The following is a 23528-nucleotide window of genomic DNA, read 5'->3' on the forward strand; positions in this document are numbered from 1 at the left end:
CCAGCAAACCGTCCACAACACCATCAAGCAGACCAGACCCCTGCTCGACCTGGCCGGACACACCGTCACCCCGACCGGGATCACCCTCCCAGACGTCGCAGCCGTTACTCAATACCACACCAGCCCAACAACATTCGGACAAATTGCGTGTTATTGATCGACAGGCCCTATGTGAGCGGCATTGGTATTAGTAGTACTGCAACTGCACTCAGGTGAGTGGGTGGCCGCGGCGCCGGTAGTGCGATAGCCGGGCTTGGTGCTGTCGGCGTCGCCGCCACCGCGACCAGCCCCAGATATGGTCGGCGGGATTGAGCCGGGTCAGCACGAACGCGACCAGCAGACGGCGGATCTCCGGTAGCGTGAGAGCGACCATGCCGTCCTCGCTGTCGGCGAGGCCCTCTTTGCAGCACCGGTTTTCGTCGCGGCGAGCCAGGCCAGTGCGAGCATCGATAGGGTGATGTGGGCATGCCAGGCGCGCCATTTGCGGACCTGGTAGTGGTCGAGTCCGGCCTCGCCTTTGGCCTGCTGAAACGCTTCTTCCACGTGCCAGCGAGACCCCGCTGTCCAGGCGAGGTCGACCAGCCGCGCGGAGGCCGGGCCGTAGCAGATGTAGTAGGCGATCTCGGTCGGGTTGCTGATGCTGCGCCGGGCAAGCAGCCAGTGCCCGCGCCCGGCCGCCCACCTCCCGTCGATCTGGCGGCGTGCCCAGTCGTATTCGCGGGGTCCGTGCGCGCCGGCACCGACCGACAACCGCTGCCAGGACGCCGCACCGAATTCGGCGACGAGTTCGTCGGCGCGGGCGGTGCGGTCGGCGCGGGTGGTCAATTGGTGGTCGCAGCGGGTGGCCATCACATAGAACACGTCGTGGTCGGCGAGCCAGTCCCGCAGGTAGCCGGCTTGCCCGTAGGCTTCATCGGCGGTGAACCACATGAACGGCACCTTCGCGGCCAGCGCGCGGGCCAGCATCGCGATCATCTGCCGCGGCTTGGTAGCGAAGGCGACCTCGTCGGGAATGCCGGCGTCGCGGCAGCGGCCCCGATCGCTGGTCCACGATTCCGGGATGTAAAGCTCCCTGTCGATCAGAGCGTGCCCGTGCCGGGACGCGTACGCCAGGAACACCCCGATCTGACAGTTTTCCGTACGGGCCGGCCGTACCGGAGTACCGGCGTTGCACTCCAGCGGATTTAGTGCCTTTCTTCAGGAACCCGGTATCGTCACCGGCCAGCACGGCCTCGGAGTCGCCGAGGTGTTCGACCACGTAATCACGCACATCGTCACGGACAGCGTCGACGTCCCAGTCGGCGGCACGCAGCAACCGCTGCATCCCATCCGGACAGCCCTCACCAGCACGTTCCGCGAGTGTCCACCCGTTCTTACGTTCCAGACCGGCGACCAGCCCGGACACATACTCCCGCGCCCGCCCCCGCGGCTCGGCACGGGTGAAACGTTCCCCGATCCTCGTCATCAACGAATCCAGCTCGGCCACAGCATGATCCAACACCACGAGACAGGTCTACCAGCAACGAATCACCTGAGTGCAGTTGCAGTATTAGCGCCTCCCCCGTGCAGGGCGACGCTGGAGGGCCGAGCATCCTCCATCTCTCACGCAGCACCGCTTCGAGAAGCTTCTCCTACATCTCCAGCCCCTCTCTGCGTTCGTGACGCACAATCCGCCCGATATTCGGCGAGTACTACGGCAACCCTAGATCGGCGAGGAACCCGGACCGGCTACCGACAACCACCGGAAGACGGAAACTGCCACGCCGGTCCACGACACGGACCGCGGCGCACATCGAACGTGCGCCGCGCGATCTGTCAGAGATCGGCGATGGCCGCGAGCGGCGGCGTACGCGCCGCCCGCACGGCGGGCCAGAGCGCGGCGAGCACTCCGACCACCGCGGAGCCGATCAGGACGAGCACCAGCTGCGACCACGGAATCGCGATCTGGTCGAGCCCCAGATCGCGCAAGGTTCGCAGAAACCCGACACCCAACCCGAGCCCGAGTCCCGTGCCGACGAGGGCGCCGAACACCGCGATCAGCATCGACTCCAGATAAATCGACCTGCGCACCTGGGCACGCCGCATGCCGACGGCGCGCAGCATGCCGATCTCCCGTCGCCGCTCGACCACCGATAACGCGAGCGTGTTCACGATGCCGAGGATCGCGATCACCACCGCCAGCGCGAGCAGCCCGTAGAGAATGGCCAGCAGCGTGTTGATCTGCCGCCCCTGCGCACCCTTGAACTGCTCGCGATCCTGTACCTGCACCACGACGAACTGCTCGGTCGCTTTTTCCAGGTCGGTGCGCATCTGGGGGATATTCGCGCCCGGCTTCGCCGTGATCAGCACGAGGTAATCGGTCCGGAAGTTCAGCGGCACCACGTCCTCGTACACCGACCGCGAGATCACCAGCGAGCCGAGCAGGGGTGTCTTCTTGTACACGCCGGTCACGGTGAGCGGAATCTTCTTGCCATCGAAGCTGGTCACGGCAACCTGATCACCGACATGCCAGCCCCGGTCGGCAGCCTCGGCATCGGACACATGCACGTCGCGGTCGCCGAGGGTGTTCGAACCGCGCACGATGTCGTAGTTCAACACCCCGTCCAGCGGACCGTCCGCCGAGCCCGCGAGAACCTGGTCGTCGCCGATCTTCACACTGGCAGCGCGGATCCCGATCACGTCGGCGACACCCGGCACCGAAGTGCGGACCGCGTCGGCGGCGCCGAACGGCACCCCGAGCAGCTGAGGGCCGGCGAGCACATAGTCGGCCCGGACACCCTTGTCGACCAGAACACCGACGCTGGCCTTCGCGGACGCACCGAGCATGCCGATCGCCGACACCAGCATCAGCCCCAAGGTGAGCGCGAAAGCCGTCGCGGCAGTGCGGCGGGGGTTGCGCACCGCGTTGTTGCGCGCCATCCGGCCGATCGGTCCGAACGGGCGCACCAGCACCCCGAGCCAGGCCACCACCTGCCGTGACAGCGCGGGCCCGGCGAGCAGCACCGCGAAGATCAACGCGAGCGCGCCGACCCCGACCGTGATGGCCGCCGTGCCGCCGGCAGACTTCGCACCCACCACGACGAGCCCGACACCGAGGACCGCCAGGACCGCGCCGATCACCGTGCGACGCCGCAGCGACTCACCGGCGGAGGCGAACTCCTCACGCATGGCCTGGACAGGTGGAATCCTCGACGCCCGGCGCGCGGGCGCGTAGGCGCTGACCATCGTCACCGCGAGACCGACCAGTAAACCGACCAGAATGGTGCGTGGCAGCACCGTCATCGATCCGGTGGGCAGCCCGAGGTCGAAGGCATTGAGCACCGCCGACAACCCGAACGCCAATCCGACGCCGCCCGCCAGACCGATCACACTGCCGATCAACCCGATGACGAACGCCTCGGCCACCACCGACCGGCCGACCTGCCTGCGACTCGCCCCGACCGCGCGCAGCAAGGCGAGTTCACGCAGGCGCTGCGCGACGATCATCGAGAAGGTGTTGTAGATGATGAAGGTGCCGACGATCAACGCGATCGCGCCGAACGCGAGCAGGAAGTAATTGATGAAATTGAGCGCGTTGGAGATCTCCTTCTTCAGGTCGGCGCGGACCTGATCGCCGTTCTGCACCTTGTAGTTCGGCAACGCCGCGGCCAGTTCGTCGCGTAGCTCGTCGGCGGGAACGCCGTCCGCGGCGAGGTCCACATAGGCGACGTGCGCCCCATCGGTGAACAGCTTGCGCGCCTGCGTGTCGTCGAACAGCACACCGATGAGGCCGCCGGTGTCCGACGGGACTTCGTAGATACCGGTGAGAGTCACGTCGATCGGATCGGGCTGCGAGGGAACCAAGAGCTTGGTCCGGTCACCGACGCGCAGCCCGGCCTGCTCGGCTCCACCGGTGTTGAGCCCGATCTCACCGGGTCGAGCAGGCGGCACGCCCTGCACGAACTTGTCCGGCTTCGCGACGGCCTTGCCCGGCGGCAAGTACGACTGGCCGAAGGTGGGCGCTCCGCCGGTCTGTACCGCTTTCTTCCCTGTGGGATCGAGCAGCACCAACGGGCCGTTCACACTGGGCGCCGCCGTGCGGACGCCGGGATACTTCCCCAGCTCGTCCACCACATTGTTCGGAATACCTTGCGCCTGGCGCTCTTTCGGACTCACCCTGACATCGACGCCGGCGGCCTCATTGGCGAAGATCCCATTGAAGGTGCGCTGCAGCGTATCGGTGAACACGAACGATCCCGCGATGAAGGCAGTCCCGAGCACCACCGACAACAGGGTCAGGGCAAGGCGGACCTTGTGTGCGGCGAGATTGCGCAGCGCCACCTTCCGCATCGGACTTCCGGCCATCACGCCCACTCCCGGTTCTCCCGCGACGGCCCGGTCACGCCTGCTCCAACGACTTCATCCGGTCGAGTACGGTGTCCGCGGTCGGATCGCGCAACTCATCCACGATGCAGCCATCGGCTAGGAAGATCACCCGGTCGGCGAACCCGGCCGCATGCGGCTCGTGTGTGACGATGACGACCGTCTGCCCGAATTCGTCCACCGCGGCACGCAGGATCGAGAGCACCTCCTCCGAGGCGCGAGAGTCCAGGTTGCCGGTCGGCTCGTCACCGAAAATGATCTCCGGCTTGCCCGCGAGCGCCCGCGCGCACGCCACGCGCTGCTGCTGTCCACCGGACAGCTCGCTGGGACGGTGGGTGAGCCGATCGGTCAGCCCGAGTCGCTTCAGTACGGTATCCAGCCATTCCTGATCCGGTTTGCGCCCGGCGATATCCAGCGGCAGCGTGATGTTCTCCAGTGCCGTGAGCGTCGGCACCAGGTTGAACGCCTGGAAGACGAACCCGATGCGGTCCCGGCGCAGGCGTGTCATCTGTTTGTCGGACAGCGTGGTGAGGTCGGTGTCCCCGATCCGGACCGACCCGGAAGTCGCGCTGTCGAGCCCGGCCAAGCAGTGCATCAGGGTCGACTTACCCGACCCGGACGGGCCCATGATCGCGGTGAACTCCCCCTTCGCGAATTCGGCCGATACCCCATCCAGCGCCCTGACCTGGGTATCTCCCGATCCGTAGACCTTGGTCAGCGCGATAGCATTGGCGGCGACACCGGTCGGAGCCGTCGTCTCGGCGGTTTCGGCGCCGATGGCTTGCGAAGTCATGGTGTCCAGTGTTACAGGTTCGCGCTTGCGCGCCCATCAGGGAAGTCCCCGACTCTCGGTAGACACCGCCGGACCGCGGGTGGGGCGCCCGCCTGACCTGACCAGGTTCCCCAGCCAGCACATGCGCGCAGAGTTCGTCTCGAAAGACCTGCCCGACCGGCTGCCCTGCCCAGGATCATCGCCGGCCGGGTCCGCAATCGGTCGATCCGGGCAGCGACTGCACCCGGCGAGCGCGCGGGGTCGCTCAGGCCGAATTCAGCCGACAACCCACTCGAAGGCGGATGCCTTGGACAGTGCGCCCTCGGCGGCACGGGAACGATTGGATTCGCCGAGTTCGGTGAGCAACTCCTCCGACAGGGCCACCAGCGCGGCCAGTGTCGCCGGGGTGAACCACTGCGGCCTGGTCGCGAACAGAATGTCTTCGGAGGCGGCATTCCCGCTCGCACCCGGCGCGAAGGGGCAACCGCCGAGGCCACCGAGCGCCCCGTCGACCATGTCCGCGCCGGCCGCGACCGCGGCGAGGGTATTGGCCACGCCCATCCCCCAGGTGTCGTGACCGTGGAAGACGATGCGCCGCCGCGGTGTTCGTTCCCGCGCGGCGGTGACGAGCGCGGCGACCTGACCGGGATACGCCTGGCCGAGCGTGTCGGCGAGCACGATGTCGTCCGCACCCTCGGTGCGCGGGTCGCGCGCGATGGCCAGCACCCGCTCCGGATCGATAGGACCGTCGAACGGACAGGTGAAAGCCGTTGCCAGACACAGCTGAATCGACCCGCCCACCGATTCGGTCAGCCGGATCGCCTCCGGCATCGCGGCGACGCTGTCTTCGGTGCCGCGCCCGAGGTTGGCCCGGTTGTGCGAGTCCGACACCGACAAGCAGTACTGGAAGTTGCGTACCCCCGCGGCGGCTGCCTTCTCCACGTGCCGCGGGGTGGCCACCCACACCCAGCAATGTCGCAGCTCTTCGGGAGTCAACGCGGCAACGAGTTCCATCGTATTCGCCATCGGCGCCACCAGGTCCGGCCGCGCCATGGAGCCGATCTCCACCGCGGGCACGCCGAGTGCGAGCAAGCGGCGAACGACCTCCACCTTGCGCCCGACCGGCAGTAGTTTGCCGGTCAACTGCAGCCCGTCGCGCAGCGTCACGTCGCGCAGGACAGGCACGGTCATCGCTGTTCCCGCACTTGGCGGCGGCCGCACATCACGCCGCCCCACGGCTTCTCCCCCGCCCCGGTCGGGTTCGGTTGCACCACCGGCCGGCTGCTGCCCGGCGATCGCAATTCCCGTCCCCCACGGCCCTCGGGTCGCCTGCGATCGTGTGACTGTGTGCTCATCACACCCCCAACGCGTCGATCTCGGCCTCGCTCATGCCGAGTAGTTCGGACAGTACCTCTCGGGTGTGTTCCCCCAAGTCGGGCCCGACCGTTCGAATGGGCAGCGACTGCGCACCGATCACCGGGACGATGCCGGGGAAGCCGACCGTCTTCGGCTCCGGCTCGCCGACATCGACGGCGAACGGCTGGATCATGTTGCGCGCCCGATACTGCTCGTCGGCCACGATGTCGGCGGCGGTGTAGATCGGCCCGCAGGGAATGTCGGCGGCCTCCAACAGGGTGAGCGCCTCGGCGCGGGTGTGCCGGATCGTCCACTCGCCGATGGCCGCGTCCAGCCGCTCGCGCTCGCGCCAACGGCCGGCGTTGTCCTGCAGGCCCGGGTCGGCAGCCAGGTCGGGACGGTCGATGACGGCCATGTAGCGCTGGAAGATGGCGTCGCCGTTGCCGCCGATGATGATGCTGGTTCCATCACCGCACGGGTAGGCATTGCTCGGCGCGATGCCCTCCATCCGGCCACCGACGCGTTCACGTTGAATGCCGTAGGCGAGATAGTCCGGCACCAGTGACTCCATCACGGACAGAATCGCCTCGTTGAGCGCCACATCGATCACGCGCTCCCGCAACGGTGTCGGCGCGTCCCCGGTACCGCGGCGCTCACGCTGGAACAACGCCATCACGGTGCCGAACGCGGCGTAGATGCCGGCGATGGAATCGCCGATCGAGACGCCGGTGCGCACCGGCGGACGATCCGGGTCACCGACCAGCTCCCGCAGGCCGCCGACCGCCTCGGCCACCGCGGCGAACCCGGGGCGTGTGGACAGCGGACCGGTCTGTCCGTAGGCGGAGATCCTGGTGATCACCAACTCCGGATTCGCCTCGTTCAATACCTCAGGCCCCAGACCCCACTTCTCCAGCATGCCCGGCCGGAAGTTCTCCAGCAGCACATCACACCGCCGGATCAGATCGAGCACGATGCCGCGCCCCGCCTCGGTGCGCAGATCCAGCGTGATGGACTTCTTGTTGCGGTTGATGGTCCGGTAGAGCATCGAGGTGTCGCCACCGTAGAGCCGCCAGTTGCGCAGCTCGTCACCGGCTTTCGGTCGTTCCACTTTGATCACGTCCGCACCGAAGTCGCCGAGGATGCGCCCGGCGGTCGGCGCGGCGATGTAGTTGCCGAGTTCCAGGACGCGCACCCCGTCCAGCGGCCGAATACTCATGGTCACCAGTGTGGACCATCCCGCAATGGACTCGGGCGTGAACCTCGGCGCACAACCACGGCGAGGCGTACCGGGCCCGGCCCGGTCGGACTCGTGACCAGACCGGAAATCCACAACCCCGATTCGGGCGCGTCCACCGACCCGCCGCGACGCGACGTCAGGCCAGGTCGCATCCTGATCGCACCGGGGGCGATCAGGTCAAGTGTTCGCGCAGGTAGGCCAGATCGTCTGCGACGCCGTCGGCGGGGGTCTCCAGGATCACCGGGGCGTCGGCCGTCGAACACACCTCGGCGAGCAGCTGCGGGTCGATCGTTCCGTCGGCGAAATTGGCGTGCCGGTCGGCGCCGGAGTTGAACTCGTCCCGGGAGGAATTCAGGTGCACCAGGTCGATGCGGCCGGTGATCGCCTTGATCCGATCGACGACGCCGAGCAACTCCTCGCCACCGGCCCAGGCGTGGCAGGTGTCCAGGCAGAAACCCGCGCCGTATCCACCGACCGCGTCCCACAGCCGCGCGATCATGTCGAAGTGCCTGGCCATGGCGTGGTTGCCGCCCGCGGTGTTCTCGATCAGAATCGGCACCGAGAAGCCGCCCTTGTCCTGCTGGCGCTCGAACAACTTGCGCCAGTTGTCGATTCCGGTCTCCACCTCGGCGTCCGAACGCACATGGCCGCCGTGGACCACCAGTCCGAACGCGCCGAGTTCGGCGGCCGCCTTCGCCTGCTGCGCCACCGCGTTGCGCGAGGGCATTCGCAGCCGATTGTTCAGGCTTGCCACGTTGATCTGGTAGGAGGAGTGCACCACGACGTCGATCGGACTCGCGAGGATCTCCTCGGTCCGCGGGTGTGGGGTGGGCTTGTCCCAACTCTGGGGATCGACGACGAACATCTGGATGACGTCGGCGCCCAGTTTCTCACCGAAGCCGATCGGGTCGCTGTCGAGCCGGACATGTGCTCCAATGCGCATAGGGTCAGCCTAAGGGCACGGTCTGACGAAGTCCGCCCGCAGCCCGCGCGGGCCGAACCGCAGAAAGCGCGGCCGACGGCGACCTGAGGATGCGCCCCCACTGTTGCATCCGGACGGCTCAGCGAGATACATCGTTGATATCCGCATGCTCGATACGACAAGGGAGTGCAACGGTGTTGCAGAACGGCGACGTCTTCGCCGGTTATGTGGTCAAGCGGGTGCTCGGTCTCGGTGGCATGGGTACCGTCTACCTGGCGCAGCATCCCCGGCTGCCGCGCCTGACAGCGCTGAAACTGCTCAACCGTGAGCTGTACTCCGACGTGGACAGTCGCCGCCGCTTCGAGCGCGAGGCCGACCTGGTCGCACGGCTGGACCACCCGAACATCGTCACGGTGTACGACCGCGGCGCCGAGGACCGCCAACTGTGGATCTCCATGCAATACGTGCCCGGCGCGGACGCCTCCCGCGCGGACGTCAACGTACTCGCGCCCGGCCGCGCGGTGCAGATCGCCACCGACACCGCCGCCGCGCTCGATTTCGCCCATGCCAACCAGGTTCTGCACCGCGATGTGAAACCGGCGAACATCCTGCTGGCCAAGGCGCCGATCGGACAGCAGGAGCGGGTACTGCTGACCGATTTCGGCATCGCGGGTGTGCGCGGCGCCGACCCCACGATCGACTCGTCCGGCTCGATTACCGCGACGCTGGCCTTCGGCGCGCCGGAACAGTTGACCGGCCAGCCACTGGACGACCGAGCCGACCAGTATTCGCTGGCCTGCACGCTGTTCTGGATGCTGACCGGCACGGCCCCTTATCCCGCCGCCACCCCAATGGATGTGGTGAACAGCCACATCTACGCGCCGATTCCGCTGCTGAGCAGAGTGCGCCCCGGCCTACCCGCCGCGCTGGATCCGGTGTTGGCGCGCGCCATGGCCAAGCGCCCGGCCGATCGGTTCGCCAGCTGCGCGGAGTTCGCCGCCGCGGCCCGGCGCGCCCTCGCCGCCGGCTATCCCCATGGGCGTCTCGACATCGACGCCGACCGGCGCCCCACCCCATCACCGACGCGGCCTGCGGCGCCGCCGACCGTGCCACGGCACCCAGCGATGCCGCACGACGCGATGCCGCGAGAACCGGCGACGCGACCGCGGCCGGGTTTCCCACCGCCGCGCCGCACGGTGCACCCCGGCACGATCGAGCTGCCCGATCTGCGGAGGCGGCCGGGCTCGGCCGCGCACCGGCAACCACCCGATCCGCGCCCCCCACCGACAGTTCCCGGTTGTCGCCGATCACCCGCGACGAACGCGACTCGACGCACGACCCGTCACCCTGGACCTGCTGCTATGGTTTCGATGTTTTCCGTGCTGGAGCGTGGCTGCGACCACGCGTTCTTATGCTGTACGCCTGTTCGCCGGCGGGTCCCGGCGCGCGGCGGGAAGTGGAGCAGTCATGCTGGCCAGCGGTGATGTTTTCGCCGGCTATGTCATCGAGCGGCAACTGGGCCGTGGGGGCATGGGATCGGTATACCTGGCGAAGCATCCGCGGCTGCCGCGCCTGACCGCGCTGAAACTGCTGAACCCGGAGTTGTTTTTCGACAAGGAGCTGCGGGCGCGGTTCGAACGGGAGGCGGATCTGGTCGCCCAGCTCGATCATCCGAACATCGTCACGGTGTATGACCGTGGGCTCGAGGACGAACAGCTGTGGATTTCGATGCAGTACGTCGATGGCATCGACGCCGCCTCGGTGGAACCGACAGCGCTGCCGCCCGAACGCGCGGTGCAGATCATCAAGGAGACCGCGGACGCGCTGGACCACGCGCACGGCAGCGGTGTGCTGCACCGTGACGTGAAACCCGGCAACATCCTGCTGGCCCGCTCCAGTCCCGGCCGCGGTGAGCGGGTGTATCTCACCGACTTCGGTATCGCGCGACTGCGCGACGACACCGGTCATCTCACCCAGACCGGCACCTTCACCGCGACCCTCGCCTACGCCTCGCCCGAGCAGCTGACCGGCGCGTCGCTCGACCACCGGTCCGACCAGTACTCGCTGGCCTGCTCACTGTTCTGGCTGCTCACCGGAACCGGCCCGTTCTCGGCGACGAACCCCGCCGCGGTGATCCAGGGGCATCTGCAGGGTTCCCCGCCCGCGCTGAGCAGCGTCCGCCCCGGCCTTCCCTACTCGCTGGACGGCGTGCTGGCCAGGGCGATGGCCAAGCGTCCCGACGACAGGTTCGCCAGCTGCGCGGACCTCGCCGCGGCCGCCATGCACGCGCTGACCGCTCCGAGCAGGCACTCGATGCCGATGGTAGGCGGCCCTCGGCCGGGCTCCGGACCACCGCAGTCGGTCACCGGCAGTCCGCGCCCGACAACGGGACCGCGGCCGATGGCCGGCGCGTCGCCGGTGAATCAGCCACCGCGTTCCGGCTCGACGCCACCACCGAACGTCGGCAACGCCTATCCCCCGCAGTCCGGGTTCTCCTCCTTCAACGCACCGCCCGCACCGCCGTTCGGCGCGCATCGGTACCCACCGACCGGACCGCCACGAAAGACGAACAACGGCCTGATCATCGGCCTCGCGGTCGGCGTCGTCCTGCTGATCCTGGTGGTACTCGGCATCATCGGCGCGGTCGCCGACTCGCACTCGAACAACGGCGGCACTACCACCACGTCCGCGGTGAAACCGAACCTCGTCGATCCGACCGCGGAGTCGATCAGTGCGGCCTTCCCCGGGATGGTGCCCGCGTCCAAGACCGAGGATATCGGGTACAACGGCGCCGAGTGCTGGCTGGCCTCGGCGAGTTCGCCGCCCTCTCCGTCCAAGGGCGAGCCGGACTTCGGGACCTGGGCGGCCCAGTGGCGCTGCTACAAGGGCGGCAACAACAAGGATCCGTACTACCGCATCTACGCCTACAAGACGCCCGCCGACGTGCAGAACGTGCTGAAACGGCTGCCCGCACAGGCTGCCGAGTCGAACGACACCAACGGCGGAAAGTCCTACACCAACTACAAATACGTCGATGATGGCGCCAAGATGGTCACCGCGTTCACCGGTGATCCGGACCGAACCCAGTTCCTGATGTACACCGACGGCTTCAGTTCCACGACGATCAACGAGCTGTTGCGCTGGTGGCGCTCGGCGCCGTTGAACTGACGCATGAGGCGCGGGCCCGGTGCCGCGCTGAGCGCAAGTCCGCTCATCGGTACCGCAACTACCTGAACAATCCGACGCCGGGGCGGCGCGGCGCCCGAGCGGATTTCGCGGACCTGCGCACCGATCGGTCGGACACGTCCGCCTAATCGAAGGTGTAATGCACGAATTCGTGGGTCGGATGGAAGCCGATGGTTCGGTAGATCCGATTCGCCGTGCCGTTGGACGTGTCCGCGAACAGGCAGACGTCCAAGCCGTCGGCCCGAAGCAGTTTCGCCACAGACGCGGTCACGGCGCTGGCGTAGCCGTGGCCGCGTGCGTCCGGCGGCGTGTAGACCGGCCCGATCCGCGACCAGCTGTGCACGGGAACCTGATGGGCGGCAAGGCTTACCGGCTCGCCGTCACATTCCCACAGCCACCAACGCCCGGCGGCGACCCGACGCCGGATCGCGGCTTCGTCCAACCCGGGCGGCGGCATGCCCAACTCCGCGCGCATCGCCTCGGTCCAGGCACGGCACAGCGCGACATCGGATTCGGCAGCCGGGCGCGCGGTTCCCGCGACGTACGGAACGCGCAGTTCGCCGAGACGGTGCAGCCGAACCGTATAGGACTGATGAAAACCCGTGCCGAGCAGTTCGCACCATCGTTGAGCGAAAGAGGTGGCCACCTCGACGACTCCCTCCACGCCCGCGCTGTCCGGGGCCACCTCGGCCAGCGCGGCGGCCACTGCGGGCACGCTGTCCCGAGGCAATTCCCCGAGGTATAGGTCGTGACCTGCCAGCCGCATGGCGGCACCGACTACAGCGGCGTCCTCGGCGTGCACGGAGAGGAACTTCGAAGCCCCGCCGACGGAATCGATGCCCGTCGCGTGGTTGGCGATGCTCGTCGTGAGCACCGTGTGCCGCAGCGGATCACGGAGCAGAAACGGCTCGACCCGCGAACGGAACTCCTCGGCGTCCGTGGTGATCTGGATCCTCATGTCCATCACGGTAAGCGTCTAAAGCGTTGTACACCGGGATTTTTCGTCGCACGGGACGATCGGCACAGTGGAGACCGACCGGTCTTTTCAGTCCGACTCGGCGCCACCCGCGCGGAGCTTGAGCAGGACCAGGCCCGCGGTGCACGCGAGAATGAGCCCGGCAACCGTGATTTCGACGTGCAGGCCGGCGATGCCGAGGACCGCCCCGACGAGTCCGCCGACGAAGATCAACCAGGCCAGGGTCCGCGACACCGTCCTGGACAGCTTGCGTGCCTGCTGATTCGACACCAGATGCGGCGTAGTTTCCGACACCGCATCTTCCGCGGCGCGGGATGAACCCCGCCGCGACGTTGTCGAGTAAGCTCCCATCATCTACTCCTCGATGACGCCGGTCAGAGAACCACTTCCACGCTCTCACACAACGTGTCTCTCATTCTGATACGGGCGTCTCACGCGTAACTTTGCTCACACACGCTACGACTCCGGGACGCCAGACGACAGCGACACGTGCCCGCGACACGCCGAAGAGACCAATTCGATATCTGAACTACAACTGTTTGACAGCGCCACCTGGCGCGTTCCCGCCCGACTCACCTGGCCTGGCCGACCGGCCTCGATTAAGGTGAGGCCACTCGATACACACGAGGAGTGTCACCGATGGAGAGAAGCAGGGCCAGGATCGCAGGTCCGGCGGTCGCCGCAGGAGCAGTTTCCATCGGACTCGTACTCATCGGCGCGTGCGGCGTCGGCAGACACGACACCTACGTCCCACCCCCGCCGCTGAAGGCCGGTCAGTACATCGAGCCGGTGGCTCGCGAGGGCAGCACCGGCCAGACCGCGCCCAGGGTCGTCATCCCACCCTCGCCGACCTGGAAGGTCGCCCCGTACGAGCAGCGCCGCGCAACCCCGTTCGCCGGATTCAGCAGCAGCACGACCGCCACCGAGCCGCCGGAGGCCGCCGGGGCTGCTTCCGCCGAGAACCTGCGGCCACCGGCCGCGATCGAACCGCGCGACCCGACGCCCGACGAGCCGACCACGATGCAGCGCTGAGCCGCCACCGCGCGAGACGAACCAGCAGTCCACGGTGGTGCGCGCAAAACGCGCACCACCACACCGGCCCTTACAGTTCGGGCAATTCGTAATCGCCGATTCTGTCGCTGAGCACCCGCAGATGTTCGAGCCCTCCGCCGAGCGTGCGCTCGATCGCGGTCAGCCGTGCCACGTAGTGTGCGACCGGGTACTCGGAGGTAACGCCGATGCCGCCGTGCATCTGGATCGCTTCCTGCCCGATGTGCCGCGCCGCCCGGCCGACCTGCAACCGCGCGCGGGACGCGATCACCGGGTCGTCGCCACCGTCCACCAGTGACGCCGTGGCGTAGAGGCTCATACTGCGCGCCAGCTCCAGCGAGACGTACATGTCGGCCGCCCGCTGGGTGAGCGTCTGGAACTTCGACAGCGTGACACCGAACTGCTTGCGCTGCCGCAAGTACTCGGTGGTCAGCCGTAGCGTCTCCGCCATCGCGCCGACCGATTCCGCGCACAGGCTCGCCTGCGCGCGCCCGAGCACCGAGGCGATCGCTCGGGCGGCGTCCACCTCGCCACCGCCGAGGCGTTCGGCGGGCGCGCTGTCGAACTCCAGCTGCGCACCGCGCCGACCGTCCACCGTGCGATAGGGCTTGCGGACCACTCCCGGCGCGTCCGCAACGACCAGGAACAGTCCCACCTCGCCGCCGGGCAGCACGGCGCCGACCACGAGCTGGTCGGCGCTGTCACCGTGCGGGACGGGATTCTTGACGCCGGTCAGCGTGTACGTATCCCCGGGCGCCACGGCGGTGGTCGCGAGTTCGGCGGACGGCCACCGCACGCCGGGTTCGGCGTGCGCGAACGCGAGCAACGACGCGCCTGCGGCCACCTTCGGCAGGATGCGCTTGCGCTGGTCGGCACTCCCCGCCGCGGCGACGAGCCCGCCCGGAACCAAGACGGCGTCCACGATCGGCTCCGGCGCCAACCTGCGGCCGACTTCCTCCAGCACGACCATGGTCTCCACCGGACCCGCGCCGAGGCCGCCGTCCTCCTCGGTGAAGCTCAACCCGAGCACGCCCAGTTCGGCGAGCTGACGCCACACGTCGCGGCTCCAGCCCAGTTCGGTATCGGTGGTCTTCAGCCGGGATTCGGCGTCGTAGTTGCGCGCGAGCAGGTCGCGCACCGTGTCACGCAGCATGACCTGTTCATCGGTGAGATCGAAATCCATGGTGTCGCCTCACAATCCGAGGATCGTGGAGGCGATGATGGTGCGCTGCACCTCGCTGGAGCCTCCGTAGATGGTTGTCTTGCGATAGTTCAGGTAGCTCGGGCCGCTCCGCTGCGCCCAGCCCGGCGAGGCGATGTCGTCCGCCGCCACCGGAATGGCATCCGGTCCCGCGATATCGAGCAGCAGCTCGGTCGCCGCCTGCTGGAGTTCCGATCCGCGCAGTTTGAGCACCGAAGAGGCCGGATTGGGCCGTCCGTCCGACGAGTTGGACACCACGCGCAGCTGGGTGAGTTCCAGCGCGAGCAACTCGTTCTCCAGCTCGGCGACCCGCGCCGCGAACAGCGGGTCCTCCAGTAGCGTGCCGCTGCCGGACCTGATCTGCGCCGCATGCTGTTTCGCGACGCCGATCTTGACTTTGGTGCGACCGACGCCGGTGATACCGGTGCGCTCGTTGCCGAGCAGGAACTTGGCGTAGGTCCAGCCCATGTTCTCCTCGCCGACCAGCTGATCGGCAGGCACTCGGACGTTGTCGAAGAAGACCTCGTTCACTTCGTAACCGCCATCGATCAGCTTGATCGGACGGATGGTGACGCCGGGCGATTTCACGTCGAACAGCAGGAACGAGATGCCCGCCTGTTTCTTCGTCGCGCTCGGGTCGGTACGCACCAGGCAGAAGATCCAGTCCGCGTACTGGGCCAGCGTGGTCCAGATCTTCTGTCCGTTGACGATGTAGGAGTCGCCGTCGCGTACCGCGGTGGTACGCAGCGAGGCCAGATCGGACCCCGCGTCCGGTTCGGAGAAACCCTGGCACCACCAGATGTCCAATGCGGCGGTGGGTGGCAGGAAGCGCTCCTTCAGCTCCTGGGAGCCGAACTGGGCGATCACCGGACCGACCATCTGCGCGTTGAACGTCAGCGGCTCGGGGACCGAGGCGAGCTGCATCTCGTCCTGCCAGAGGTGCCGGCGCATCGGTGTCCAGTCCTTGCCGCCCCACTCGACGGGCCAGTTCGGCACCGCGAGCCCGTGGTCGTTGAGGATCTTGTGCGTGGTGACGATGTCGGCGCGGGATAGTTCGCGACCATCGCGGGCGCGGTCACGAATGTCGGCCGGAATCTCGGTCCGAAAGAAATTACGCAGTTCGTCGCGGAAAGCGGCGTCATCGGGGGACAAGGATAGTTTCATACGCATCTCCCAGCGTGTCTCGTACGTCCTAGTCGAACCTACCCCGCGGTAGTTCTCCGCGGTTGAGCGGATCACAGTCAGGATCCCTCGCCGATATGCCGGGGAGTCGCGCACCGTCCTCCAGTCCGCTACTGCCGCTATCTCTGGGCAACCGACCCGCCGACCTGGTACGTTGCTGGTCGTGGGGTCGGGGACAACGTAAGGTTTGGTATCGAGGAGTACGACTTGAACGGCAGAACCATCGCGCGCGCCGTCACGGCCGCGACAGCTCTCGGCATCGGCGCGGTCCTGACCCTGTCCGGCACGGCGGCCGCCGAACAGCCTCGGACACCACTGGACGCGGGTCTGCACGATCTTGCCGAAACCGCCGGAACCGATCCGACCGCCGCGGCGGGCGTCGCGGCGATCTCGCAATACACCTCCCTGGTCGACGTCGCGCACCTACGCGATATCTCCAGCGCGTTCACCCCATTCGCCTACGCGGCCCCCACTTTCGGTTGCGGTAGCAACGGGCCGATCACGACGATCATCGCCGCGGCGACCACCGACGGGCCGGGTGGCGCCCAGGACCTGAACGTCGCGCCGGGCATGCTGCGGTTCAGCGCCACCCCCTCGCACCCTGGCGCGCCGCTCGCCTCCGGGCTCGTCGTCGCATGGTTGAACGTGAACACCGGCGCAAGCGGCATCGCTCCGCTCGACGATGTCACCGAGTACCACCTGCCTTCGCTGTCCAAGACGGTCAAGAGCGGTCCGGGCACGGTCATCGCCTCGATGTGGGGCATCATCGACTACCCGTTCGCGCACTGCGTGATGACGCCGACAGTCGGCTTGTTCACGGTGTCGGACAAACCGACCTACACCCCCGCCGCGCCGCGGGCGCCGGAAACCCGCCTGCTCGAGCCGGGTCCCGGGGGGACAACCGGCGCACCCGCCAGCCCCTCCGAGCCGGTCGCGCCGCCGGCGCCCGAAACCGTGCCCGCCGCATAAGTTCACGGGCGATCGCACCGAGCGTTGCGCCCACGGCGTCCAGCGGAGTCACTCTCCGACAAAACAGCACAGCTACCAACCCCGATCCGGACTCGGCAGCGAAGAACACTCGGCTGCCCGCGTGTGGAACTTCCCTCGCCACGATCGATTGCCGCTACCGTTTGCGCTTGCGGGAATCGGCAACCGGCCGCGACTCCCACGGCCCGACCGACACCGGAAAGTAGGGAATTCGGGCTTCGCGCCGGTCGCAATCAGCTGGACAGACGGATGCGCACGACATCGCCGCCTTCGGTGCCCGCGAGCACTTCATCCGGATGATCGGGGACTGCGACGACCGAGGTCATCGGCTGGCCGCTGAGCACAACGCACGTGGAACCGGTGGCGGGATCGACGCGGATCAGCTGACCTGCGAGAGTCGTCACGTAAAGCACGCCGGCGGAGTCGGCCAGCAGGTCGTCGACGAAATCCGGGACACCCGCCAGTGGCGACGCCAGATCCGCGACGGTCACCCGGTCGGTGGGCGCGGCAAGCGGGATGCGCACCACCCTGCCCAGCGGGCCACCATTGGACGTTACGTAGAGGTCATCACCGTGCACAGCGATACCGTTCGCCGCGACACCGGCCCCCGACCTGTCCCACCCGGTGTCGACAGTGGCGTCGGCGCGAACCAGCACTACACCGGACAGGGTCGCGACATACAGGTTGCCGCTCGAATCGAACGCCGCGCCATTCGGCATAACGAAGCCCGACACGAATACTGCGGGCTCGGGGACGATGGACGTGGGATCGAAGCGGACTACGCCACCAGAGCGTACGGCGCTGCTCGGCGCGTTGCCGTAGACGACGTACAGCAGTCCGTCCGGGCCGAACCGGACCGCACCGGGGAATTCGATCGGGACGGTCGCGGTCAGTGTGCCGGAGGCGTCATAGCGCTGGACTTCGTTGCGGTAGAGCCGAGAGACCCACAGGTTGCCCTGCGCGTCGTACCCCAGGTTCTCCGACCAGTCGCGCAGTGGCAGCCCGGCGGGCAGGGCGGTCGTGACGGAGGCGGGAGCACAGGAGGCCATCGCCGGCGCGGCCGGATCCGCGGCGCTGCTGGGCGCGAACACACCGGCCAGCGCGAATACGGCGGCTGAGCGGACCACTGCGGCTCGACAACGAGAGGTTCGCATCTGGGCACCTCGGCTGGGGTGATGGCGGAGTTGCGGCGCAGTGTAGCGCGCTGTGCCGGACATGTGTGGCACACCTGCGTGGCAGGATCTTTGGCAAGATCGGTGAATGCCATTTTTCGACGGCGCGCGGGGCCGGATGCACTATCGGCGGTGGCCGATCGAACAACCTTTGCTCACCGTGGTGCTACTGCCCGGAATGGGCCAGCACAGCGGCCACTATCACCGCTTCGCCCGCGTAATCAAGCCGGTCGACATCGAGATGTGGGCGCTGGACACCTCCGGGCACGGGTTGAGCGAGGGTGATCCGAATCAGCCGGGCACCCTGGTCGAGCTCGTGGCCGACGCGTCGCGCCTGGTCGATCTGGCCCGCGCGGCGCAGCCGCGGGGCCCGCTGATCCTGATGGGCCATTCGCTGGGCGCGGTCACCGCGCTGGGTATTCTCGGCGCCGCGGTGCCGGATATTCAGGGCGCGACAACCGATCCGCCCGCCCTGGAACGGGACTATCCACTGCGGCCTGCCCTGCCCGCGCGCACGCTGGCCGGGTTGGTGCTGTCCGGCGTGCCGAAGCGGGCCCTCGGCGGTGGCGCACCCGGTGCACCGGGAACGCCGCTGCCACGCGCACTTCCCGTGCTCGCGGTACACGGCGTCGAGGATCGGCGCGCACCGGTCGACGCGATCAGGGCCTGGGCCGGTCGCCACCGGTCAGTAGATCTGCTGGAGTATGCCGACACCGGACACGACCTGCTGCACGAGCCGGCGCACGCCCGAGTCGGCGCGGACATCGCGAACTGGATGCACGGCGTCGTCACGGGAGTGCGCGCTGCCGCAGGCTGAGTGTGTCCCGGTGGGCAGGAGGCATGGTCGGGTCGACGCGGTGCTCGGCGCCCGCTGCGAAGAACCGATCATGGCTGCCGCGCTGGCACGGGCTCGAAGACGGCCGACGCGGGCGGGATCACGAACCTCGATGCCGCGCTGGATGACCGGGCGAGTCGCGGCGCGGAAACATGTCGACGCTTGCCTGTGCGATTTCGATTCGATGCGTAGCGGGCCCCGATCAGTGCCGGCGCACCGCCGGCACCCTCAGCGGTCAGCCGGAAAGGATGACCGACCCGGGCAACTGCCACGGATCGCAACCATGACAGTGGGTTCAGGCTCGACCGCACCGAGGGCAGGTCGGCAACCGGTGCCGCCGCTGAAACCGTTGCGCTGCCTGTGATCAGGGATCCCACTGGCGATTAGGGATCCGTTCGGGAAGGTTCTGCTTAGAATTGCGGAAGTTCACCGACGCCCAGCGACTTGTCGCATACCTGATGCACGTGCGCGCGGCGCGGACAGTACCGACTGGACGCAGGGTGTCATCGGGGGTCGACACACTCGAGCACGCTGTTCGGACGAGGAAGGGGGACGGCGCAGATGCCTTCGAACGAGAACGGGTTCGGCGGGGAACCTCGCGCCGAGGTCACGGCACCCGGTGTCGACATCGCCGCGCTGAACCGAGCAGTCGAGGACGGGACACTGTGGATCGATGGTCTTCTCGTCGCAGACGGCGCGCCTGAACGGTGCGCGCGCCACTACGAGCAGCTCGCCGACCGAGTCGAAGCGCAGATCCGCACCCTGAGCACGGCAACCTCGTTACCCGGCTTCGGCGGATTCGCGTCCGGTGATGCCTTACGCGCCGGTTTCGAGCGCAAGGCCGATGGTGCGATTGCCCAACTGCTGGAATACGCCACGGCGGCAAGGGAACTCGCCCATATGTTCCGCGCGGCGGCGACCGCCTACCAGCACGCCGACCACGCGCTCGCCGCGGCGGTGGACCGAATCGACCGGACCGGAGCGACCCATGCGTAAGATGCCGCGGGCGTTCGAGCGAGCCACGCACCGACGCACAGATCCCGCCTACGTTCCGAATGTCGAGATCTTCGATGGCCTCACCCATGAGGAGATCCACGCCAAGGTCCAGTCGCTGGAACCCGCGGTGCTCGCAATGGGCCGGCAGGGCTGGGCCGATTCCGCGGCCGAACTCGCCGACGCGGTTTCGCAGGCGCACATCGAGATTCGGGCCGCTATCGCCGACGGATGGCGCGGCAGCGCGGCGGAGAGTGCGGCCGCCGTGGTAGGCGTGTTCGAGCAGAGCGGCCAGGACCTCGCCGACGTGCTGGCGGTGGTCGCGCAGCGCCTCGGCCAAGCGAGCGACGCGGCGGAGGCCGTGCGGGCCGCCGTGGCCGAGCCGTCCGCGGTCGCGCCGGACCTGGCCGCGACGCTGCTGGACCCGAATCAGGCGACCAGCAACATCGACGGACAGAAAGCGAGCGAGCACGCGCGTCAGGATGTCGTGCGTGCGATGAACGACATCTACGCGGGCGTATTCATCCAGACCGGCAACGACGTCCCCGCGTTCCCCGACGCGGTCGAGGGAATCCGGCCCGAGTCACCGTTGAGCACGACCGCCGGCCCTGGCGCGAAAGTGTCCGGCCTACAGCAAGTTCCGATCGAAACGACAGAGCAGTCGGCAAGCCTTGCCACAAACATGGCGCCCACCGCCCGAACACTCGAGACAGAGTCGACGTCGGCCGCTGCCACATCGGCCGCGGACGACACCGGCGATGCCCCGCCCCCGCCGCGGCGCGTCACGCAGACCACCGCCGAGACGTCGTCCGTCACTGCCCTCGCCGCACCCCGGCACGGCAGCGGTCCCACACCGACGACGACCACGGCCGCTGCGTCGGCCGCGCCTACCGTCGTCCCGACCGCCGCGGGCACCAGTAGCCCGACTCCGTCGGAGGAGCGCAAACGCGACGATCAGCGCAAGGACACCCCCGGCAATGACGCGGTCAACAGCATCGGCGCCGGCGCGATAGGCGGTTTGATGGGTGGCGCGCTAACCACCGCCGACACTCCGAGACCAGGGCAGAGTGTGGCCGCGAACGCGATGATCGCACGGTCCGCGCCGCACGACGAGGACGACGAATTCGACGTCGACGACCTCCCGACCTACCTCGAGCCATCCGATGACGGCGGCGAACTCATCGGGTCGCTCGATCCGACGACGCCGCCCGTGGTCGGCGAATGGACCGAGTACGAGTGAACTGGACGCTGACCCCGGATCAGTTCGCACTGGCCTGGTCACGCACCGACGGAGATCGAATCCCCTACCCGCTGGCCGTACGCCTGTCCGCCCGCGACCGCGAGGAACGCGCGGCGCAACTGCCCGCGCTCACCCACTGGTGTGATCGCGCGCTGGACGCGGATCTGGAGGCGGCGCTACGGATCCTCGCGCATCCGGACCTGCGCGTCGAGGTGTATGGGCAGCGTGGTCCGGTCCCGGCTACACACAGCCCGGATCAACACCGGGACGGCGAACCTCGCACGCCGCTCCAGGGAAGCGAGCGCACCCCCGATCCGAAACTCGGCCCGACGGTACGGCCGATACGCATTCTCGGCGGCGCCTCCGGGAACGTCGCGGTGGTCGCGGCGCAGCGTCCCGGCGAGACCTCGGACCGCGGCGACGCGGTGCGGCTGTTCGTCGGTACTCCGAAAAACCTTTCCGCGCGGGTAGTTTCGATGCTGCCGGAGAACACCCCGGGTACTCTCCCCCGTCTGACCGCTCCCCGCGCTCAGGTCGGCGAAGACAGCCGCGACCTGGTGACGGTCCCGGTCGCGGGGCCCTCGACGGCGGCCAGAATCCGCACCCTGCTGAAGCGGCCGCGCGAGGGCATCGGTCAGATCGTCGTCTCCGTTCGCCACGGGGCGGGCGAGCCGCGCCCGTTCGCTGTGCTGTGCTGGATCGACGTGGCCGGTGATGGGCGATATGTAGTGCGCACCGGTGCCGAGGTCGACATCGTCGCGGTGACAGCCGAGCGGTTCGCCGCACACTTGCGCCCGATGCTTACCGCGGCCGCGCGCACCAGCTCGGCGTACGCCGAGCACTGACCGCACGCGGTGTCCGTCTCGGACTGCCGCGACGACGAGCGTTTACGGTGTACGAGTGCCACTCTACGAATTCGAAGGCAAACGACCCCGGGTCGATCCGACGGCGTTCATCGCGCCGACCGCGACCCTGATCGGTGACGTGCGGGTCGAGGCGGGAGCCTCGATCTGGTACGGCGCGGTGCTGCGCGCCGACCTGGCGCCGATCACCATCCGCGAGCGCGCCAACATTCAGGACAACGCGGTCCTGCATGTGCCGCCGGATGTGCCGATGGAGATCGGCCCAGGCGCGACCATCGCGCACAGTGTGGTGTTCCACGGCGCCGCGGTCGGCGCGGAGGCCATTGTCGGCAACGGCACCACGGTGCTCGACCTGGCCAAGATCGGCGCGGGCACCATGATCGCCGCGCACTCGCTGGTTCAGCCCGGCACCGAGATACCCGACGGCGTGCTGGCGGCCGGATCGCCCGCGGAGGTGAAGCGGCCGATCGAGGGCACCCCGGCGCAGCTGTGGGTCCAGCTGAACCCCGGCTTCTACGCCGAACTCGCGCAGCGCCACCGCACCGGTATCGCCGAGGTCTGAGCCGCGGTCAGCACAGCAGGGCCGTGACCTCGTCGTCGTTCAGTTGATGGAAGTCGTGGTAGGCGGTGCCGACACCGCCGAGCGACCTCGGCACCCACGGGCAGACCACCTCGTCGGCGTCATCGGCGACGCGCTGCACCGCCTCCGCGGAGGACACCGGGACCGCGGCCACGATCCGGGTGGGCTGATGCAGGCGCGCGACCCGGCACGCGACCAGAACGGTGGCGCCGGTCGCCATCCCGTCGTCCACGATCACTACCGTGCGTCCCTCCAGTGGAATCCTTCGGGCGCCACCACGCAGCACCTGCTTGCGCCGCTCCAACTCGGCGCGTTCGTCATCTTCGATCGACGCCACCTGCTGTGGCGATATCCCGGTGTGCGACAGCACATCCGGATTCAGTACCCGCACGCCGTCCTCACCGAGGGCGCCCATCGCCAGCTCCGGCTGCCACGGCACCCCCAGCTTGCGGACCAGCAGGATGTCCAGATCACCCCCGATCACCGCACGCACCGCGGCGGCGACCGGGACACCGCCGCGCGGCAGCCCGAGCACCAACGGATTCGAGTCCCGCAGGTGTTCCAAACGCGCACCCAACGCGCGACCGGCTGATGCCCGATCGGTGTACATCATC

Annotated in this window: 20 protein-coding genes and 1 pseudogene; 9 read left to right on the forward strand and 12 right to left on the reverse strand. The window is 68.1% G+C overall.

What is annotated here, in order from left to right:
- Positions 1 to 318 precede the first annotated feature (318 nt).
- The 6 genes and pseudogenes from AB0B25_RS26010 to AB0B25_RS26035 all read right to left on the reverse strand — a co-directional run bounded on the left by AB0B25_RS26010 (position 319) and on the right by AB0B25_RS26035 (position 8670).
- A pseudogene (locus AB0B25_RS26010) lies at positions 319 to 1504 on the reverse strand (IS701 family transposase).
- A gap of 311 nt (positions 1505 to 1815) precedes the next feature.
- Positions 1816 to 4344, reverse strand: a complete 2529-nt coding sequence (locus AB0B25_RS26015; RefSeq protein ID WP_357184472.1) for an FtsX-like permease family protein — start codon at positions 4342 to 4344, stop codon at positions 1816 to 1818.
- Positions 4345 to 4378: 34 nt separating this feature from the next.
- Positions 4379 to 5155 carry an ABC transporter ATP-binding protein gene (locus AB0B25_RS26020; protein WP_357184474.1) on the reverse strand — a complete coding sequence of 259 codons (777 nt, stop codon included), beginning with the start codon at positions 5153 to 5155 and terminating at the stop codon, positions 4379 to 4381.
- 255 nt (positions 5156 to 5410) lie between these two features.
- A complete protein-coding gene (locus AB0B25_RS26025; protein ID WP_357184477.1) occupies positions 5411 to 6325 on the reverse strand; it encodes a hydroxymethylglutaryl-CoA lyase in 915 nt (304 codons plus the stop codon).
- Between the two features lie 163 nt (positions 6326 to 6488).
- Positions 6489 to 7706, reverse strand: a complete 1218-nt coding sequence (locus tag AB0B25_RS26030; RefSeq protein WP_357184480.1) for a CoA transferase — start codon at positions 7704 to 7706, stop codon at positions 6489 to 6491.
- Between the two features lie 193 nt (positions 7707 to 7899).
- Positions 7900 to 8670: a deoxyribonuclease IV gene (locus AB0B25_RS26035; protein ID WP_357184483.1), complete on the reverse strand. Its 771-nt coding sequence runs from the start codon at positions 8668 to 8670 to the stop codon at positions 7900 to 7902.
- Positions 8671 to 8843: 173 nt separating this feature from the next.
- Here AB0B25_RS26035 and AB0B25_RS26040 point away from each other — a divergent pair, with 173 nt between their 5' ends.
- Together AB0B25_RS26040 and AB0B25_RS26045 are read left to right on the forward strand one after the other, a co-directional pair.
- A complete protein-coding gene (locus AB0B25_RS26040) occupies positions 8844 to 10133 on the forward strand; it encodes a serine/threonine-protein kinase (RefSeq protein WP_357184486.1) in 1290 nt (429 codons plus the stop codon).
- The gene (locus tag AB0B25_RS26045; protein ID WP_357184489.1) at positions 10117 to 11817 is read left to right on the forward strand and encodes a serine/threonine-protein kinase; all 1701 of its coding nucleotides are present in this window, start codon (positions 10117 to 10119) and stop codon (positions 11815 to 11817) included. The genes AB0B25_RS26040 and AB0B25_RS26045 overlap by 17 nt, the downstream gene beginning before the upstream one ends.
- A 142-nt stretch (positions 11818 to 11959) precedes the next feature.
- On the opposite strand, the gene AB0B25_RS26050 is transcribed toward AB0B25_RS26045, so the two are convergent.
- Positions 11960 to 12793, reverse strand: a complete 834-nt coding sequence (locus tag AB0B25_RS26050; protein WP_357184492.1) for a GNAT family N-acetyltransferase — start codon at positions 12791 to 12793, stop codon at positions 11960 to 11962.
- Between the two features lie 87 nt (positions 12794 to 12880).
- Positions 12881 to 13162 (reverse strand): hypothetical protein, encoded by a 282-nt coding sequence (locus AB0B25_RS26055; protein ID WP_357184494.1) that lies wholly within the window; start codon positions 13160 to 13162, stop codon positions 12881 to 12883.
- Between the two features lie 288 nt (positions 13163 to 13450).
- On the opposite strand from AB0B25_RS26055, the gene AB0B25_RS26060 reads away from it, so the two are divergent.
- Entirely contained in the window at positions 13451 to 13843 is a 393-nt protein-coding gene (locus AB0B25_RS26060; protein WP_357184497.1) for a hypothetical protein, read from the forward strand.
- A gap of 70 nt (positions 13844 to 13913) precedes the next feature.
- On the opposite strand, the gene AB0B25_RS26065 is transcribed toward AB0B25_RS26060, so the two are convergent.
- A complete protein-coding gene (locus AB0B25_RS26065) occupies positions 13914 to 15044 on the reverse strand; it encodes an acyl-CoA dehydrogenase family protein (protein ID WP_357184499.1) in 1131 nt (376 codons plus the stop codon).
- Positions 15045 to 15053: 9 nt separating this feature from the next.
- Entirely contained in the window at positions 15054 to 16226 is a 1173-nt protein-coding gene (locus AB0B25_RS26070) for an acyl-CoA dehydrogenase family protein (RefSeq protein ID WP_357184502.1), read from the reverse strand.
- A 225-nt stretch (positions 16227 to 16451) separates the two neighbouring features.
- Here AB0B25_RS26070 and AB0B25_RS26075 point away from each other — a divergent pair, with 225 nt between their 5' ends.
- Entirely contained in the window at positions 16452 to 17213 is a 762-nt protein-coding gene (locus AB0B25_RS26075) for a hypothetical protein (protein WP_357184505.1), read from the forward strand.
- Between the two features lie 251 nt (positions 17214 to 17464).
- Here AB0B25_RS26075 and AB0B25_RS26080 read toward each other — a convergent pair whose 3' ends face one another.
- Positions 17465 to 18385: a hypothetical protein gene (locus tag AB0B25_RS26080; RefSeq protein WP_357184507.1), complete on the reverse strand. Its 921-nt coding sequence runs from the start codon at positions 18383 to 18385 to the stop codon at positions 17465 to 17467.
- 106 nt (positions 18386 to 18491) lie between these two features.
- Here AB0B25_RS26080 and AB0B25_RS26085 point away from each other — a divergent pair, with 106 nt between their 5' ends.
- The 5 genes from AB0B25_RS26085 to AB0B25_RS26105 all read left to right on the forward strand — a co-directional run bounded on the left by AB0B25_RS26085 (position 18492) and on the right by AB0B25_RS26105 (position 22896).
- The gene (locus tag AB0B25_RS26085) at positions 18492 to 19220 is read left to right on the forward strand and encodes an alpha/beta fold hydrolase (protein ID WP_357184510.1); all 729 of its coding nucleotides are present in this window, start codon (positions 18492 to 18494) and stop codon (positions 19218 to 19220) included.
- Between the two features lie 579 nt (positions 19221 to 19799).
- Positions 19800 to 20234 carry a hypothetical protein gene (locus AB0B25_RS26090; RefSeq protein WP_357184513.1) on the forward strand — a complete coding sequence of 145 codons (435 nt, stop codon included), beginning with the start codon at positions 19800 to 19802 and terminating at the stop codon, positions 20232 to 20234.
- Positions 20227 to 21471 (forward strand): hypothetical protein, encoded by a 1245-nt coding sequence (locus AB0B25_RS26095; protein WP_357184516.1) that lies wholly within the window; start codon positions 20227 to 20229, stop codon positions 21469 to 21471. Before AB0B25_RS26090 ends, AB0B25_RS26095 begins: the two co-directional genes overlap by 8 nt.
- Positions 21453 to 22316 (forward strand): ESX secretion-associated protein EspG, encoded by an 864-nt coding sequence (locus AB0B25_RS26100; RefSeq protein ID WP_357184519.1) that lies wholly within the window; start codon positions 21453 to 21455, stop codon positions 22314 to 22316. The genes AB0B25_RS26095 and AB0B25_RS26100 overlap by 19 nt, the downstream gene beginning before the upstream one ends.
- Positions 22317 to 22371: 55 nt before the next feature.
- Positions 22372 to 22896: a gamma carbonic anhydrase family protein gene (locus AB0B25_RS26105; protein ID WP_357184522.1), complete on the forward strand. Its 525-nt coding sequence runs from the start codon at positions 22372 to 22374 to the stop codon at positions 22894 to 22896.
- A gap of 7 nt (positions 22897 to 22903) precedes the next feature.
- On the opposite strand, the gene AB0B25_RS26110 is transcribed toward AB0B25_RS26105, so the two are convergent.
- The gene (locus AB0B25_RS26110; protein ID WP_357184525.1) at positions 22904 to 23527 is read right to left on the reverse strand and encodes a phosphoribosyltransferase family protein; all 624 of its coding nucleotides are present in this window, start codon (positions 23525 to 23527) and stop codon (positions 22904 to 22906) included.
- Between the last annotated feature and the right edge of the window lies 1 nt (position 23528).

This window comes from Nocardia sp. NPDC049190, assembly GCF_040648115.1.
Classification (GTDB): Bacteria; Actinomycetota; Actinomycetes; order Mycobacteriales; family Mycobacteriaceae; genus Nocardia.

Coding starts and splice junctions, on each gene's coding strand:
- AB0B25_RS26070 (WP_357184502.1), bottom strand. CDS start 16,226: ATGAAACTATCCTTGTCCCCCGATGACGCCGCTTTCCGCGACGAACTG.
- AB0B25_RS26045 (WP_357184489.1), top strand. CDS start 10,117: ATGCTGGCCAGCGGTGATGTTTTCGCCGGCTATGTCATCGAGCGGCAA.
- AB0B25_RS26025 (WP_357184477.1), bottom strand. CDS start 6,325: ATGACCGTGCCTGTCCTGCGCGACGTGACGCTGCGCGACGGGCTGCAG.
- AB0B25_RS26095 (WP_357184516.1), top strand. CDS start 20,227: ATGCGTAAGATGCCGCGGGCGTTCGAGCGAGCCACGCACCGACGCACA.
- AB0B25_RS26065 (WP_357184499.1), bottom strand. CDS start 15,044: ATGGATTTCGATCTCACCGATGAACAGGTCATGCTGCGTGACACGGTG.
- AB0B25_RS26020 (WP_357184474.1), bottom strand. CDS start 5,155: ATGACTTCGCAAGCCATCGGCGCCGAAACCGCCGAGACGACGGCTCCG.
- AB0B25_RS26030 (WP_357184480.1), bottom strand. CDS start 7,706: ATGAGTATTCGGCCGCTGGACGGGGTGCGCGTCCTGGAACTCGGCAAC.
- AB0B25_RS26085 (WP_357184510.1), top strand. CDS start 18,492: ATGCCATTTTTCGACGGCGCGCGGGGCCGGATGCACTATCGGCGGTGG.
- AB0B25_RS26060 (WP_357184497.1), top strand. CDS start 13,451: ATGGAGAGAAGCAGGGCCAGGATCGCAGGTCCGGCGGTCGCCGCAGGA.
- AB0B25_RS26055 (WP_357184494.1), bottom strand. CDS start 13,162: ATGGGAGCTTACTCGACAACGTCGCGGCGGGGTTCATCCCGCGCCGCG.
- AB0B25_RS26035 (WP_357184483.1), bottom strand. CDS start 8,670: ATGCGCATTGGAGCACATGTCCGGCTCGACAGCGACCCGATCGGCTTC.
- AB0B25_RS26015 (WP_357184472.1), bottom strand. CDS start 4,344: ATGGCCGGAAGTCCGATGCGGAAGGTGGCGCTGCGCAATCTCGCCGCA.
- AB0B25_RS26110 (WP_357184525.1), bottom strand. CDS start 23,527: ATGATGTACACCGATCGGGCATCAGCCGGTCGCGCGTTGGGTGCGCGT.
- AB0B25_RS26050 (WP_357184492.1), bottom strand. CDS start 12,793: ATGAGGATCCAGATCACCACGGACGCCGAGGAGTTCCGTTCGCGGGTC.
- AB0B25_RS26090 (WP_357184513.1), top strand. CDS start 19,800: ATGCCTTCGAACGAGAACGGGTTCGGCGGGGAACCTCGCGCCGAGGTC.
- AB0B25_RS26100 (WP_357184519.1), top strand. CDS start 21,453: ATGGACCGAGTACGAGTGAACTGGACGCTGACCCCGGATCAGTTCGCA.
- AB0B25_RS26080 (WP_357184507.1), bottom strand. CDS start 18,385: ATGCGAACCTCTCGTTGTCGAGCCGCAGTGGTCCGCTCAGCCGCCGTA.